This window comes from Pseudomonas sp. GWSMS-1, from assembly GCF_049847425.1.
Classification (GTDB): Bacteria; Pseudomonadota; Gammaproteobacteria; order Pseudomonadales; family Pseudomonadaceae; genus Aquipseudomonas.
In genome coordinates this window covers 1-17,147 of sequence record NZ_JBMHHV010000004.1, presented here as the reverse complement: position 1 = coordinate 17,147, position 17,147 = coordinate 1, and the positions used below count along the sequence as shown (strand labels likewise).

6 tRNA genes and 9 rRNA genes are annotated in these 17,147 nt (G+C 50.9%); all 15 read right to left on the bottom strand.

Going from position 1 to position 17,147, the window contains the following annotated elements:
- Positions 1-377 precede the first annotated feature (377 nt).
- Positions 378-493, bottom strand: a 5S ribosomal RNA gene (gene rrf / locus ACEPAJ_RS03320).
- Positions 494-626: 133 nt separating this feature from the next.
- A 23S ribosomal RNA gene (locus ACEPAJ_RS03315) occupies positions 627-3,516 on the bottom strand.
- A 244-nt stretch (positions 3,517-3,760) separates the two neighbouring features.
- Positions 3,761-3,836 (bottom strand) — tRNA-Ala (locus ACEPAJ_RS03310).
- A gap of 31 nt (positions 3,837-3,867) precedes the next feature.
- Positions 3,868-3,944: transfer RNA gene (locus ACEPAJ_RS03305), tRNA-Ile, on the bottom strand.
- A 65-nt stretch (positions 3,945-4,009) separates the two neighbouring features.
- A 16S ribosomal RNA gene (locus ACEPAJ_RS03300) occupies positions 4,010-5,546 on the bottom strand.
- 362 nt (positions 5,547-5,908) lie between these two features.
- Positions 5,909-6,024: ribosomal RNA gene (rrf, locus tag ACEPAJ_RS03295) — 5S ribosomal RNA — on the bottom strand.
- 133 nt (positions 6,025-6,157) lie between these two features.
- Positions 6,158-9,047, bottom strand: a 23S ribosomal RNA gene (locus tag ACEPAJ_RS03290).
- Between the two features lie 244 nt (positions 9,048-9,291).
- A tRNA-Ala gene (locus ACEPAJ_RS03285) sits at positions 9,292-9,367 on the bottom strand.
- Positions 9,368-9,398: 31 nt separating this feature from the next.
- A tRNA-Ile gene (locus tag ACEPAJ_RS03280) sits at positions 9,399-9,475 on the bottom strand.
- A gap of 65 nt (positions 9,476-9,540) precedes the next feature.
- A 16S ribosomal RNA gene (locus ACEPAJ_RS03275) occupies positions 9,541-11,077 on the bottom strand.
- A 362-nt stretch (positions 11,078-11,439) separates the two neighbouring features.
- A 5S ribosomal RNA gene (rrf, locus tag ACEPAJ_RS03270) occupies positions 11,440-11,555 on the bottom strand.
- A 133-nt stretch (positions 11,556-11,688) separates the two neighbouring features.
- A 23S ribosomal RNA gene (locus ACEPAJ_RS03265) occupies positions 11,689-14,578 on the bottom strand.
- Positions 14,579-14,822: 244 nt separating this feature from the next.
- Positions 14,823-14,898: transfer RNA gene (locus ACEPAJ_RS03260), tRNA-Ala, on the bottom strand.
- A 31-nt stretch (positions 14,899-14,929) separates the two neighbouring features.
- A tRNA-Ile gene (locus ACEPAJ_RS03255) sits at positions 14,930-15,006 on the bottom strand.
- 65 nt (positions 15,007-15,071) lie between these two features.
- Positions 15,072-16,608 (bottom strand): 16S ribosomal RNA (locus tag ACEPAJ_RS03250).
- The 16S, 23S and 5S rRNA genes sit together here with 6 tRNA genes alongside, the layout of an rRNA operon.
- Between the last annotated feature and the right edge of the window lie 539 nt (positions 16,609-17,147).

Here is a 17,147-nt window from a genome sequence, read left to right as displayed (position 1 = left end):
AATCGGCAGAAAATTAGCTGGGATATATAACAGTAAGCCGCAATCACCAACGCATGCTGCGGCGTATAACCTGAGTACGCCGGGTGAACAACTCACACCCACAGCGTGGGCACTCAACTCGCTCACCAGCGCAAGCCTGGGGCCTGCGCAGCAACAGATCGCACTCATGGCAGGCAATAAGCTGATTAAGCTCAAGCCCGGAAAGTATTTCAGAGGATGCCGGATCGGCCATGAAAATGACTCTGATGAAGGTGCGTTAAAGCACCAAAGCTACGCACAGTTTGGTTGCCTATCAAGGCTTGGCAGCGCGGCTTATATTTTCGGCGCACAAAGTAAAACCCCCGACCAGTTTCCTGATCGGGGGTTTTGGTATAGGTGCTTGACGATGACCTACTCTCACATGGGGAAACCCCACACTACCATCGGCGATGCATCGTTTCACTACTGAGTTCGGGATGGGATCAGGTGGTTCCAATGCTCTATGGTCGTCAAGCGATTCAGCTGGAGTATCGTCGTTAGACGCTGCTCCGAATTGGGTATGTGATAAAGGTAGCTGTGTTCTTACAAATTTTCGGCTGTTGCAGTCTTCATAGAGACACACAAACATCAAATTGTTTGGGTGTTATATGGTCAAGCCTCACGGGCAATTAGTATTGGTTAGCTCAACGCCTCACAGCGCTTACACACCCAACCTATCAACGTCGTAGTCTTCGACGGCCCTTTAGGGAACTCAAGGTTCCAGTGAGATCTCATCTCAAGGCAAGTTTCCCGCTTAGATGCTTTCAGCGGTTATCTTTTCCGAACATAGCTACCCGGCAATGCCACTGGCGTGACAACCGGAACACCAGAGGTTCGTCCACTCCGGTCCTCTCGTACTAGGAGCAGCCCCTTTCAAATCTCAAACGTCCACGGCAGATAGGGACCGAACTGTCTCACGACGTTCTAAACCCAGCTCGCGTACCACTTTAAATGGCGAACAGCCATACCCTTGGGACCGGCTTCAGCCCCAGGATGTGATGAGCCGACATCGAGGTGCCAAACACCGCCGTCGATATGAACTCTTGGGCGGTATCAGCCTGTTATCCCCGGAGTACCTTTTATCCGTTGAGCGATGGCCCTTCCATACAGAACCACCGGATCACTAAGACCTACTTTCGTACCTGCTCGACGTGTCTGTCTCGCAGTCAAGCGCGCTTTTGCCTTTATACTCTACGACCGATTTCCGACCGGTCTGAGCGCACCTTCGTACTCCTCCGTTACTCTTTAGGAGGAGACCGCCCCAGTCAAACTACCCACCATACACTGTCCTCGATCCGGATAACGGACCAGAGTTAGAACCTCAAGGTTGCCAGGGTGGTATTTCAAGGTTGGCTCCACGCGAACTGGCGTCCACGCTTCAAAGCCTCCCACCTATCCTACACAAGCAAACTCAAAGTCCAGTGCAAAGCTATAGTAAAGGTTCACGGGGTCTTTCCGTCTAGCCGCGGATACACTGCATCTTCACAGCGATTTCAATTTCACTGAGTCTCGGGTGGAGACAGCGCCGCCATCGTTACGCCATTCGTGCAGGTCGGAACTTACCCGACAAGGAATTTCGCTACCTTAGGACCGTTATAGTTACGGCCGCCGTTTACCGGGGCTTCGATCAAGAGCTTCGCGTTAGCTAACCCCATCAATTAACCTTCCGGCACCGGGCAGGCGTCACACCCTATACGTCCACTTTCGTGTTTGCAGAGTGCTGTGTTTTTAATAAACAGTCGCAGCGGCCTGGTATCTTCGACCGGCATGGGCTTACGCAGTAAATGCTTCACCCTCACCGGCGCACCTTCTCCCGAAGTTACGGTGCCATTTTGCCTAGTTCCTTCACCCGAGTTCTCTCAAGCGCCTTGGTATTCTCTACCTAACCACCTGTGTCGGTTTGGGGTACGGTTCCTAATTACCTGAAGCTTAGAAGCTTTTCCTGGAAGCATGGCATCAACCACTTCGTCATCTAAAAGATAACTCGTCATCAGTTCTCGGCCTTGAACGCCCGGATTTACCTAAGCATTCAGCCTACCACCTTAAACACGGACAACCAACGCCGTGCTGGCCTAGCCTTCTCCGTCCCTCCATCGCAGTAATTAGAAGTACGGGAATATTAACCCGTTTCCCATCGATTACGCATTTCTGCCTCACCTTAGGGGCCGACTCACCCTGCGTCGATTAACGTTGCGCAGGAAACCTTGGTCTTTCGGCGTGGGAGTTTTTCACTCCCATTGTCGTTACTCATGTCAGCATTCGCACTTCTGATACCTCCAGCAAGCTTCTCAACTCACCTTCACAGGCTTACAGAACGCTCCTCTACCGCTCATCCTAAGATGAACCCGTAGCTTCGGTGTATGGTTTGAGCCCCGTTACATCTTCCGCGCAGGCCGACTCGACTAGTGAGCTATTACGCTTTCTTTAAAAGATGGCTGCTTCTAAGCCAACTTCCTAGCTGTCTAAGCCTTCCCACATCGTTTCCCACTTAACCATAACTTTGGGACCTTAGCTGACGGTCTGGGTTGTTTCCCTTTTCACGACGGACGTTAGCACCCGCCGTGTGTCTCCCGTGCTGACACTTGTTGGTATTCGGAGTTTGCATCGGTTTGGTAAGTCGGGATGACCCCCTAGCCGAAACAGTGCTCTACCCCCAACAGTGATACACGAGGCGCTACCTAAATAGCTTTCGAGGAGAACCAGCTATCTCCGAGCTTGATTAGCCTTTCACTCCGATCCACAGGTCATCCGCTAACTTTTCAACGGTAGTCGGTTCGGTCCTCCAGTTAGTGTTACCCAACCTTCAACCTGCCCATGGATAGATCGCCCGGTTTCGGGTCTATACCCAGCGACTGTCGCCCTATTAAGACTCGCTTTCGCTACGCCTCCCCTATTCGGTTAAGCTCGCCACTGAATATAAGTCGCTGACCCATTATACAAAAGGTACGCAGTCACCCAACAAAGTGGGCTCCCACTGCTTGTACGCATACGGTTTCAGGATCTATTTCACTCCCCTCTCCGGGGTTCTTTTCGCCTTTCCCTCACGGTACTAGTTCACTATCGGTCAGTCAGTAGTATTTAGCCTTGGAGGATGGTCCCCCCATATTCAGACAAAGTTTCTCGTGCTCCGTCCTACTCGATTTCATTGATAAGAGATTTTCGTGTACGGGGCTATCACCCACTACGGCGGCACTTTCCAGAGCCTTCCACTAATCTCAAATCAACTTAAGGGCTAGTCCCCGTTCGCTCGCCACTACTAAGGGAATCTCGGTTGATTTCTATTCCTCAGGGTACTTAGATGTTTCAGTTCCCCTGGTTCGCCTCACACACCTATGTATTTAGTGTGTGATAACCAGCTTATGCTGGCTGGGTTCCCCCATTCAGAGATCTCCGGATCAAAGTCTGTTTGCCGACTCCCCGGAGCTTATCGCAGGCTACAACGTCTTTCATCGCCTCTGACTGCCAAGGCATCCACCGTATGCGCTTCTTCACTTGACCATATAACCCCAAGCAATCTGGTTATTGTCTCTAACGTGAAGACGACATTCGCCGAAAATTTGCAATTGAGAACTACAAATTTTACCTTGACCAAATTAATTACCAGTGAAAGTAATTAATCAGTCACTTCTATCACATACCCAAATTTTTAAAGAACGATTTTCTTACTGGTCAAAGACCAGAAATCAACATTCATCTGCTGTTAGCAGGAACGTTCATTTCTGAACTCTTACTATGCTGTATATGGTGGAGCCAAGCGGGATCGAACCGCTGACCTCCTGCGTGCAAGGCAGGCGCTCTCCCAGCTGAGCTATGGCCCCATATTCGTACAAGGCCAAACCCCACAACAATTGGTGGGTCTGGGCAGATTCGAACTGCCGACCTCACCCTTATCAGGGGTGCGCTCTAACCAACTGAGCTACAGACCCAATCGTCTTTTTCAATGAATCAAGCAATTCGTGTGGGAACTTATGAAGAAGCTGAAGTCTTCGATTAAGGAGGTGATCCAGCCGCAGGTTCCCCTACGGCTACCTTGTTACGACTTCACCCCAGTCATGAATCACACCGTGGTAACCGTCCTCCCGAGGGTTAGACTAGCTACTTCTGGTGCAACCCACTCCCATGGTGTGACGGGCGGTGTGTACAAGGCCCGGGAACGTATTCACCGTGACATTCTGATTCACGATTACTAGCGATTCCGACTTCACGCAGTCGAGTTGCAGACTGCGATCCGGACTACGATCGGTTTTATGGGATTAGCTCCACCTCGCGGCTTGGCAACCCTTTGTACCGACCATTGTAGCACGTGTGTAGCCCTGGCCGTAAGGGCCATGATGACTTGACGTCATCCCCACCTTCCTCCGGTTTGTCACCGGCAGTCTCCTTAGAGTTCCCACCATTACGTGCTGGTAACTAAGGACAAGGGTTGCGCTCGTTACGGGACTTAACCCAACATCTCACGACACGAGCTGACGACAGCCATGCAGCACCTGTGTCTGAGTTCCCGAAGGCACCAATCTATCTCTAGAAAGTTCTCAGCATGTCAAGGCCAGGTAAGGTTCTTCGCGTTGCTTCGAATTAAACCACATGCTCCACCGCTTGTGCGGGCCCCCGTCAATTCATTTGAGTTTTAACCTTGCGGCCGTACTCCCCAGGCGGTCAACTTAATGCGTTAGCTGCGCCACTAAGAGTTCAAGACTCCCAACGGCTAGTTGACATCGTTTACGGCGTGGACTACCAGGGTATCTAATCCTGTTTGCTCCCCACGCTTTCGCACCTCAGTGTCAGTACCAGTCCAGGTAGTCGCCTTCGCCACTGGTGTTCCTTCCTATATCTACGCATTTCACCGCTACACAGGAAATTCCACTACCCTCTACCGTACTCTAGCTCAGCAGTTTTGGATGCAGTTCCCAGGTTGAGCCCGGGGATTTCACATCCAACTTACTGAACCACCTACGCGCGCTTTACGCCCAGTAATTCCGATTAACGCTTGCACCCTTCGTATTACCGCGGCTGCTGGCACGAAGTTAGCCGGTGCTTATTCTGTCGGTAACGTCAAAGTAGCAACGTATTAAGTTACTACCCTTCCTCCCAACTTAAAGTGCTTTACAATCCGAAGACCTTCTTCACACACGCGGCATGGCTGGATCAGGCTTTCGCCCATTGTCCAATATTCCCCACTGCTGCCTCCCGTAGGAGTCTGGACCGTGTCTCAGTTCCAGTGTGACTGATCATCCTCTCAGACCAGTTACGGATCGTAGCCTTGGTGAGCCATTACCTCACCAACTAGCTAATCCGACCTAGGCTCATCTAATGGCGCGAGGCCCGAAGGTCCCCCGCTTTCTCCCGTAGGACGTATGCGGTATTAGCGTCCGTTTCCGAACGTTATCCCCCACCACTAGGCAGATTCCTAGGCATTACTCACCCGTCCGCCGCTCTCAAGAGAAGCAAGCTTCTCTCTACCGCTCGACTTGCATGTGTTAGGCCTGCCGCCAGCGTTCAATCTGAGCCATGATCAAACTCTTCAGTTCAATACTGCTTGGGTTTTGAGAAAACCCTAAACCTAGCTCAGCAATCGTTGGTTACATCTTTGATTTCTCGCGGAGTAACTTGTGATGCTGATAATCTTGCGACTAGCAGTCTTACCTCACAAGCACCCACACGAATTGCTTGATTCAGTTGTTAAAGAGCGGTGGTTAAGTCTTTCGTCTCAACCGAGGCGCGAATTCTACAGCAGCCTCTTGTTTAGTCAAGCTGTTTTTCGAAGATTTCTCTTTCTAGTCAACGACTTGCATTACATCTCTAGGTAGTAGTTTTGATCGCTCAAAACTTCATGCCTGTACTAATAGTAAAACCCCCGACCAGTTTCCTGATCGGGGGTTTTGGTATAGGTGCTTGACGATGACCTACTCTCACATGGGGAAACCCCACACTACCATCGGCGATGCATCGTTTCACTACTGAGTTCGGGATGGGATCAGGTGGTTCCAATGCTCTATGGTCGTCAAGCGATTCAGCTGGAGTATCGTCGTTAGACGCTGCTCCGAATTGGGTATGTGATAAAGGTAGCTGTGTTCTTACAAATTTTCGGCTGTTGCAGTCTTCATAGAGACACACAAACATCAAATTGTTTGGGTGTTATATGGTCAAGCCTCACGGGCAATTAGTATTGGTTAGCTCAACGCCTCACAGCGCTTACACACCCAACCTATCAACGTCGTAGTCTTCGACGGCCCTTTAGGGAACTCAAGGTTCCAGTGAGATCTCATCTCAAGGCAAGTTTCCCGCTTAGATGCTTTCAGCGGTTATCTTTTCCGAACATAGCTACCCGGCAATGCCACTGGCGTGACAACCGGAACACCAGAGGTTCGTCCACTCCGGTCCTCTCGTACTAGGAGCAGCCCCTTTCAAATCTCAAACGTCCACGGCAGATAGGGACCGAACTGTCTCACGACGTTCTAAACCCAGCTCGCGTACCACTTTAAATGGCGAACAGCCATACCCTTGGGACCGGCTTCAGCCCCAGGATGTGATGAGCCGACATCGAGGTGCCAAACACCGCCGTCGATATGAACTCTTGGGCGGTATCAGCCTGTTATCCCCGGAGTACCTTTTATCCGTTGAGCGATGGCCCTTCCATACAGAACCACCGGATCACTAAGACCTACTTTCGTACCTGCTCGACGTGTCTGTCTCGCAGTCAAGCGCGCTTTTGCCTTTATACTCTACGACCGATTTCCGACCGGTCTGAGCGCACCTTCGTACTCCTCCGTTACTCTTTAGGAGGAGACCGCCCCAGTCAAACTACCCACCATACACTGTCCTCGATCCGGATAACGGACCAGAGTTAGAACCTCAAGGTTGCCAGGGTGGTATTTCAAGGTTGGCTCCACGCGAACTGGCGTCCACGCTTCAAAGCCTCCCACCTATCCTACACAAGCAAACTCAAAGTCCAGTGCAAAGCTATAGTAAAGGTTCACGGGGTCTTTCCGTCTAGCCGCGGATACACTGCATCTTCACAGCGATTTCAATTTCACTGAGTCTCGGGTGGAGACAGCGCCGCCATCGTTACGCCATTCGTGCAGGTCGGAACTTACCCGACAAGGAATTTCGCTACCTTAGGACCGTTATAGTTACGGCCGCCGTTTACCGGGGCTTCGATCAAGAGCTTCGCGTTAGCTAACCCCATCAATTAACCTTCCGGCACCGGGCAGGCGTCACACCCTATACGTCCACTTTCGTGTTTGCAGAGTGCTGTGTTTTTAATAAACAGTCGCAGCGGCCTGGTATCTTCGACCGGCATGGGCTTACGCAGTAAATGCTTCACCCTCACCGGCGCACCTTCTCCCGAAGTTACGGTGCCATTTTGCCTAGTTCCTTCACCCGAGTTCTCTCAAGCGCCTTGGTATTCTCTACCTAACCACCTGTGTCGGTTTGGGGTACGGTTCCTAATTACCTGAAGCTTAGAAGCTTTTCCTGGAAGCATGGCATCAACCACTTCGTCATCTAAAAGATAACTCGTCATCAGTTCTCGGCCTTGAACGCCCGGATTTACCTAAGCATTCAGCCTACCACCTTAAACACGGACAACCAACGCCGTGCTGGCCTAGCCTTCTCCGTCCCTCCATCGCAGTAATTAGAAGTACGGGAATATTAACCCGTTTCCCATCGATTACGCATTTCTGCCTCACCTTAGGGGCCGACTCACCCTGCGTCGATTAACGTTGCGCAGGAAACCTTGGTCTTTCGGCGTGGGAGTTTTTCACTCCCATTGTCGTTACTCATGTCAGCATTCGCACTTCTGATACCTCCAGCAAGCTTCTCAACTCACCTTCACAGGCTTACAGAACGCTCCTCTACCGCTCATCCTAAGATGAACCCGTAGCTTCGGTGTATGGTTTGAGCCCCGTTACATCTTCCGCGCAGGCCGACTCGACTAGTGAGCTATTACGCTTTCTTTAAAAGATGGCTGCTTCTAAGCCAACTTCCTAGCTGTCTAAGCCTTCCCACATCGTTTCCCACTTAACCATAACTTTGGGACCTTAGCTGACGGTCTGGGTTGTTTCCCTTTTCACGACGGACGTTAGCACCCGCCGTGTGTCTCCCGTGCTGACACTTGTTGGTATTCGGAGTTTGCATCGGTTTGGTAAGTCGGGATGACCCCCTAGCCGAAACAGTGCTCTACCCCCAACAGTGATACACGAGGCGCTACCTAAATAGCTTTCGAGGAGAACCAGCTATCTCCGAGCTTGATTAGCCTTTCACTCCGATCCACAGGTCATCCGCTAACTTTTCAACGGTAGTCGGTTCGGTCCTCCAGTTAGTGTTACCCAACCTTCAACCTGCCCATGGATAGATCGCCCGGTTTCGGGTCTATACCCAGCGACTGTCGCCCTATTAAGACTCGCTTTCGCTACGCCTCCCCTATTCGGTTAAGCTCGCCACTGAATATAAGTCGCTGACCCATTATACAAAAGGTACGCAGTCACCCAACAAAGTGGGCTCCCACTGCTTGTACGCATACGGTTTCAGGATCTATTTCACTCCCCTCTCCGGGGTTCTTTTCGCCTTTCCCTCACGGTACTAGTTCACTATCGGTCAGTCAGTAGTATTTAGCCTTGGAGGATGGTCCCCCCATATTCAGACAAAGTTTCTCGTGCTCCGTCCTACTCGATTTCATTGATAAGAGATTTTCGTGTACGGGGCTATCACCCACTACGGCGGCACTTTCCAGAGCCTTCCACTAATCTCAAATCAACTTAAGGGCTAGTCCCCGTTCGCTCGCCACTACTAAGGGAATCTCGGTTGATTTCTATTCCTCAGGGTACTTAGATGTTTCAGTTCCCCTGGTTCGCCTCACACACCTATGTATTTAGTGTGTGATAACCAGCTTATGCTGGCTGGGTTCCCCCATTCAGAGATCTCCGGATCAAAGTCTGTTTGCCGACTCCCCGGAGCTTATCGCAGGCTACAACGTCTTTCATCGCCTCTGACTGCCAAGGCATCCACCGTATGCGCTTCTTCACTTGACCATATAACCCCAAGCAATCTGGTTATTGTCTCTAACGTGAAGACGACATTCGCCGAAAATTTGCAATTGAGAACTACAAATTTTACCTTGACCAAATTAATTACCAGTGAAAGTAATTAATCAGTCACTTCTATCACATACCCAAATTTTTAAAGAACGATTTTCTTACTGGTCAAAGACCAGAAATCAACATTCATCTGCTGTTAGCAGGAACGTTCATTTCTGAACTCTTACTATGCTGTATATGGTGGAGCCAAGCGGGATCGAACCGCTGACCTCCTGCGTGCAAGGCAGGCGCTCTCCCAGCTGAGCTATGGCCCCATATTCGTACAAGGCCAAACCCCACAACAATTGGTGGGTCTGGGCAGATTCGAACTGCCGACCTCACCCTTATCAGGGGTGCGCTCTAACCAACTGAGCTACAGACCCAATCGTCTTTTTCAATGAATCAAGCAATTCGTGTGGGAACTTATGAAGAAGCTGAAGTCTTCGATTAAGGAGGTGATCCAGCCGCAGGTTCCCCTACGGCTACCTTGTTACGACTTCACCCCAGTCATGAATCACACCGTGGTAACCGTCCTCCCGAGGGTTAGACTAGCTACTTCTGGTGCAACCCACTCCCATGGTGTGACGGGCGGTGTGTACAAGGCCCGGGAACGTATTCACCGTGACATTCTGATTCACGATTACTAGCGATTCCGACTTCACGCAGTCGAGTTGCAGACTGCGATCCGGACTACGATCGGTTTTATGGGATTAGCTCCACCTCGCGGCTTGGCAACCCTTTGTACCGACCATTGTAGCACGTGTGTAGCCCTGGCCGTAAGGGCCATGATGACTTGACGTCATCCCCACCTTCCTCCGGTTTGTCACCGGCAGTCTCCTTAGAGTTCCCACCATTACGTGCTGGTAACTAAGGACAAGGGTTGCGCTCGTTACGGGACTTAACCCAACATCTCACGACACGAGCTGACGACAGCCATGCAGCACCTGTGTCTGAGTTCCCGAAGGCACCAATCTATCTCTAGAAAGTTCTCAGCATGTCAAGGCCAGGTAAGGTTCTTCGCGTTGCTTCGAATTAAACCACATGCTCCACCGCTTGTGCGGGCCCCCGTCAATTCATTTGAGTTTTAACCTTGCGGCCGTACTCCCCAGGCGGTCAACTTAATGCGTTAGCTGCGCCACTAAGAGTTCAAGACTCCCAACGGCTAGTTGACATCGTTTACGGCGTGGACTACCAGGGTATCTAATCCTGTTTGCTCCCCACGCTTTCGCACCTCAGTGTCAGTACCAGTCCAGGTAGTCGCCTTCGCCACTGGTGTTCCTTCCTATATCTACGCATTTCACCGCTACACAGGAAATTCCACTACCCTCTACCGTACTCTAGCTCAGCAGTTTTGGATGCAGTTCCCAGGTTGAGCCCGGGGATTTCACATCCAACTTACTGAACCACCTACGCGCGCTTTACGCCCAGTAATTCCGATTAACGCTTGCACCCTTCGTATTACCGCGGCTGCTGGCACGAAGTTAGCCGGTGCTTATTCTGTCGGTAACGTCAAAGTAGCAACGTATTAAGTTACTACCCTTCCTCCCAACTTAAAGTGCTTTACAATCCGAAGACCTTCTTCACACACGCGGCATGGCTGGATCAGGCTTTCGCCCATTGTCCAATATTCCCCACTGCTGCCTCCCGTAGGAGTCTGGACCGTGTCTCAGTTCCAGTGTGACTGATCATCCTCTCAGACCAGTTACGGATCGTAGCCTTGGTGAGCCATTACCTCACCAACTAGCTAATCCGACCTAGGCTCATCTAATGGCGCGAGGCCCGAAGGTCCCCCGCTTTCTCCCGTAGGACGTATGCGGTATTAGCGTCCGTTTCCGAACGTTATCCCCCACCACTAGGCAGATTCCTAGGCATTACTCACCCGTCCGCCGCTCTCAAGAGAAGCAAGCTTCTCTCTACCGCTCGACTTGCATGTGTTAGGCCTGCCGCCAGCGTTCAATCTGAGCCATGATCAAACTCTTCAGTTCAATACTGCTTGGGTTTTGAGAAAACCCTAAACCTAGCTCAGCAATCGTTGGTTACATCTTTGATTTCTCGCGGAGTAACTTGTGATGCTGATAATCTTGCGACTAGCAGTCTTACCTCACAAGCACCCACACGAATTGCTTGATTCAGTTGTTAAAGAGCGGTGGTTAAGTCTTTCGTCTCAACCGAGGCGCGAATTCTACAGCAGCCTCTTGTTTAGTCAAGCTGTTTTTCGAAGATTTCTCTTTCTAGTCAACGACTTGCATTACATCTCTAGGTAGTAGTTTTGATCGCTCAAAACTTCATGCCTGTACTAATAGTAAAACCCCCGACCAGTTTCCTGATCGGGGGTTTTGGTATAGGTGCTTGACGATGACCTACTCTCACATGGGGAAACCCCACACTACCATCGGCGATGCATCGTTTCACTACTGAGTTCGGGATGGGATCAGGTGGTTCCAATGCTCTATGGTCGTCAAGCGATTCAGCTGGAGTATCGTCGTTAGACGCTGCTCCGAATTGGGTATGTGATAAAGGTAGCTGTGTTCTTACAAATTTTCGGCTGTTGCAGTCTTCATAGAGACACACAAACATCAAATTGTTTGGGTGTTATATGGTCAAGCCTCACGGGCAATTAGTATTGGTTAGCTCAACGCCTCACAGCGCTTACACACCCAACCTATCAACGTCGTAGTCTTCGACGGCCCTTTAGGGAACTCAAGGTTCCAGTGAGATCTCATCTCAAGGCAAGTTTCCCGCTTAGATGCTTTCAGCGGTTATCTTTTCCGAACATAGCTACCCGGCAATGCCACTGGCGTGACAACCGGAACACCAGAGGTTCGTCCACTCCGGTCCTCTCGTACTAGGAGCAGCCCCTTTCAAATCTCAAACGTCCACGGCAGATAGGGACCGAACTGTCTCACGACGTTCTAAACCCAGCTCGCGTACCACTTTAAATGGCGAACAGCCATACCCTTGGGACCGGCTTCAGCCCCAGGATGTGATGAGCCGACATCGAGGTGCCAAACACCGCCGTCGATATGAACTCTTGGGCGGTATCAGCCTGTTATCCCCGGAGTACCTTTTATCCGTTGAGCGATGGCCCTTCCATACAGAACCACCGGATCACTAAGACCTACTTTCGTACCTGCTCGACGTGTCTGTCTCGCAGTCAAGCGCGCTTTTGCCTTTATACTCTACGACCGATTTCCGACCGGTCTGAGCGCACCTTCGTACTCCTCCGTTACTCTTTAGGAGGAGACCGCCCCAGTCAAACTACCCACCATACACTGTCCTCGATCCGGATAACGGACCAGAGTTAGAACCTCAAGGTTGCCAGGGTGGTATTTCAAGGTTGGCTCCACGCGAACTGGCGTCCACGCTTCAAAGCCTCCCACCTATCCTACACAAGCAAACTCAAAGTCCAGTGCAAAGCTATAGTAAAGGTTCACGGGGTCTTTCCGTCTAGCCGCGGATACACTGCATCTTCACAGCGATTTCAATTTCACTGAGTCTCGGGTGGAGACAGCGCCGCCATCGTTACGCCATTCGTGCAGGTCGGAACTTACCCGACAAGGAATTTCGCTACCTTAGGACCGTTATAGTTACGGCCGCCGTTTACCGGGGCTTCGATCAAGAGCTTCGCGTTAGCTAACCCCATCAATTAACCTTCCGGCACCGGGCAGGCGTCACACCCTATACGTCCACTTTCGTGTTTGCAGAGTGCTGTGTTTTTAATAAACAGTCGCAGCGGCCTGGTATCTTCGACCGGCATGGGCTTACGCAGTAAATGCTTCACCCTCACCGGCGCACCTTCTCCCGAAGTTACGGTGCCATTTTGCCTAGTTCCTTCACCCGAGTTCTCTCAAGCGCCTTGGTATTCTCTACCTAACCACCTGTGTCGGTTTGGGGTACGGTTCCTAATTACCTGAAGCTTAGAAGCTTTTCCTGGAAGCATGGCATCAACCACTTCGTCATCTAAAAGATAACTCGTCATCAGTTCTCGGCCTTGAACGCCCGGATTTACCTAAGCATTCAGCCTACCACCTTAAACACGGACAACCAACGCCGTGCTGGCCTAGCCTTCTCCGTCCCTCCATCGCAGTAATTAGAAGTACGGGAATATTAACCCGTTTCCCATCGATTACGCATTTCTGCCTCACCTTAGGGGCCGACTCACCCTGCGTCGATTAACGTTGCGCAGGAAACCTTGGTCTTTCGGCGTGGGAGTTTTTCACTCCCATTGTCGTTACTCATGTCAGCATTCGCACTTCTGATACCTCCAGCAAGCTTCTCAACTCACCTTCACAGGCTTACAGAACGCTCCTCTACCGCTCATCCTAAGATGAACCCGTAGCTTCGGTGTATGGTTTGAGCCCCGTTACATCTTCCGCGCAGGCCGACTCGACTAGTGAGCTATTACGCTTTCTTTAAAAGATGGCTGCTTCTAAGCCAACTTCCTAGCTGTCTAAGCCTTCCCACATCGTTTCCCACTTAACCATAACTTTGGGACCTTAGCTGACGGTCTGGGTTGTTTCCCTTTTCACGACGGACGTTAGCACCCGCCGTGTGTCTCCCGTGCTGACACTTGTTGGTATTCGGAGTTTGCATCGGTTTGGTAAGTCGGGATGACCCCCTAGCCGAAACAGTGCTCTACCCCCAACAGTGATACACGAGGCGCTACCTAAATAGCTTTCGAGGAGAACCAGCTATCTCCGAGCTTGATTAGCCTTTCACTCCGATCCACAGGTCATCCGCTAACTTTTCAACGGTAGTCGGTTCGGTCCTCCAGTTAGTGTTACCCAACCTTCAACCTGCCCATGGATAGATCGCCCGGTTTCGGGTCTATACCCAGCGACTGTCGCCCTATTAAGACTCGCTTTCGCTACGCCTCCCCTATTCGGTTAAGCTCGCCACTGAATATAAGTCGCTGACCCATTATACAAAAGGTACGCAGTCACCCAACAAAGTGGGCTCCCACTGCTTGTACGCATACGGTTTCAGGATCTATTTCACTCCCCTCTCCGGGGTTCTTTTCGCCTTTCCCTCACGGTACTAGTTCACTATCGGTCAGTCAGTAGTATTTAGCCTTGGAGGATGGTCCCCCCATATTCAGACAAAGTTTCTCGTGCTCCGTCCTACTCGATTTCATTGATAAGAGATTTTCGTGTACGGGGCTATCACCCACTACGGCGGCACTTTCCAGAGCCTTCCACTAATCTCAAATCAACTTAAGGGCTAGTCCCCGTTCGCTCGCCACTACTAAGGGAATCTCGGTTGATTTCTATTCCTCAGGGTACTTAGATGTTTCAGTTCCCCTGGTTCGCCTCACACACCTATGTATTTAGTGTGTGATAACCAGCTTATGCTGGCTGGGTTCCCCCATTCAGAGATCTCCGGATCAAAGTCTGTTTGCCGACTCCCCGGAGCTTATCGCAGGCTACAACGTCTTTCATCGCCTCTGACTGCCAAGGCATCCACCGTATGCGCTTCTTCACTTGACCATATAACCCCAAGCAATCTGGTTATTGTCTCTAACGTGAAGACGACATTCGCCGAAAATTTGCAATTGAGAACTACAAATTTTACCTTGACCAAATTAATTACCAGTGAAAGTAATTAATCAGTCACTTCTATCACATACCCAAATTTTTAAAGAACGATTTTCTTACTGGTCAAAGACCAGAAATCAACATTCATCTGCTGTTAGCAGGAACGTTCATTTCTGAACTCTTACTATGCTGTATATGGTGGAGCCAAGCGGGATCGAACCGCTGACCTCCTGCGTGCAAGGCAGGCGCTCTCCCAGCTGAGCTATGGCCCCATATTCGTACAAGGCCAAACCCCACAACAATTGGTGGGTCTGGGCAGATTCGAACTGCCGACCTCACCCTTATCAGGGGTGCGCTCTAACCAACTGAGCTACAGACCCAATCGTCTTTTTCAATGAATCAAGCAATTCGTGTGGGAACTTATGAAGAAGCTGAAGTCTTCGATTAAGGAGGTGATCCAGCCGCAGGTTCCCCTACGGCTACCTTGTTACGACTTCACCCCAGTCATGAATCACACCGTGGTAACCGTCCTCCCGAGGGTTAGACTAGCTACTTCTGGTGCAACCCACTCCCATGGTGTGACGGGCGGTGTGTACAAGGCCCGGGAACGTATTCACCGTGACATTCTGATTCACGATTACTAGCGATTCCGACTTCACGCAGTCGAGTTGCAGACTGCGATCCGGACTACGATCGGTTTTATGGGATTAGCTCCACCTCGCGGCTTGGCAACCCTTTGTACCGACCATTGTAGCACGTGTGTAGCCCTGGCCGTAAGGGCCATGATGACTTGACGTCATCCCCACCTTCCTCCGGTTTGTCACCGGCAGTCTCCTTAGAGTTCCCACCATTACGTGCTGGTAACTAAGGACAAGGGTTGCGCTCGTTACGGGACTTAACCCAACATCTCACGACACGAGCTGACGACAGCCATGCAGCACCTGTGTCTGAGTTCCCGAAGGCACCAATCTATCTCTAGAAAGTTCTCAGCATGTCAAGGCCAGGTAAGGTTCTTCGCGTTGCTTCGAATTAAACCACATGCTCCACCGCTTGTGCGGGCCCCCGTCAATTCATTTGAGTTTTAACCTTGCGGCCGTACTCCCCAGGCGGTCAACTTAATGCGTTAGCTGCGCCACTAAGAGTTCAAGACTCCCAACGGCTAGTTGACATCGTTTACGGCGTGGACTACCAGGGTATCTAATCCTGTTTGCTCCCCACGCTTTCGCACCTCAGTGTCAGTACCAGTCCAGGTAGTCGCCTTCGCCACTGGTGTTCCTTCCTATATCTACGCATTTCACCGCTACACAGGAAATTCCACTACCCTCTACCGTACTCTAGCTCAGCAGTTTTGGATGCAGTTCCCAGGTTGAGCCCGGGGATTTCACATCCAACTTACTGAACCACCTACGCGCGCTTTACGCCCAGTAATTCCGATTAACGCTTGCACCCTTCGTATTACCGCGGCTGCTGGCACGAAGTTAGCCGGTGCTTATTCTGTCGGTAACGTCAAAGTAGCAACGTATTAAGTTACTACCCTTCCTCCCAACTTAAAGTGCTTTACAATCCGAAGACCTTCTTCACACACGCGGCATGGCTGGATCAGGCTTTCGCCCATTGTCCAATATTCCCCACTGCTGCCTCCCGTAGGAGTCTGGACCGTGTCTCAGTTCCAGTGTGACTGATCATCCTCTCAGACCAGTTACGGATCGTAGCCTTGGTGAGCCATTACCTCACCAACTAGCTAATCCGACCTAGGCTCATCTAATGGCGCGAGGCCCGAAGGTCCCCCGCTTTCTCCCGTAGGACGTATGCGGTATTAGCGTCCGTTTCCGAACGTTATCCCCCACCACTAGGCAGATTCCTAGGCATTACTCACCCGTCCGCCGCTCTCAAGAGAAGCAAGCTTCTCTCTACCGCTCGACTTGCATGTGTTAGGCCTGCCGCCAGCGTTCAATCTGAGCCATGATCAAACTCTTCAGTTCAATACTGCTTGGGTTTTGAGAAAACCCTAAACCTAGCTCAGCAATCGTTGGTTACATCTTTGATTTCTCGCGGAGTAACTTGTGATGCTGATAATCTTGCGACTAGCAGTCTTACCTCACAAGCACCCACACGAATTGCTTGATTCAGTTGTTAAAGAGCGGTGGTTAAGTCTTTCGTCTCAACCGAGGCGCGAATTCTACAGCAGCCTCATCTTCCGTCAAGTGATTTCGAAAATTTCTTTTCAAACTCAACCACTTGCGCTTTCGATCAACTCCTAGCTTCTCGTCAGCGGGAGGCGAATTCTACAGCGTTTCAAACCGCTGTCAACCGCCTCTTTTACCGCTTTCGATTGCCTCAACCGAACCACCAACAGAATCAAACCACTACCCTGCCAGCCACGCATATTCTACGCAGCTTTCGCTGCTTTGCAACCCCTTCTTGAAAACCAACCTATTGTTTTATAAGAAGTTTAAGCAGCCACACATGCCTAAAGAGCAGCGCGACATAAAGAACACGATACAAGCCAGGCGATTGCTCA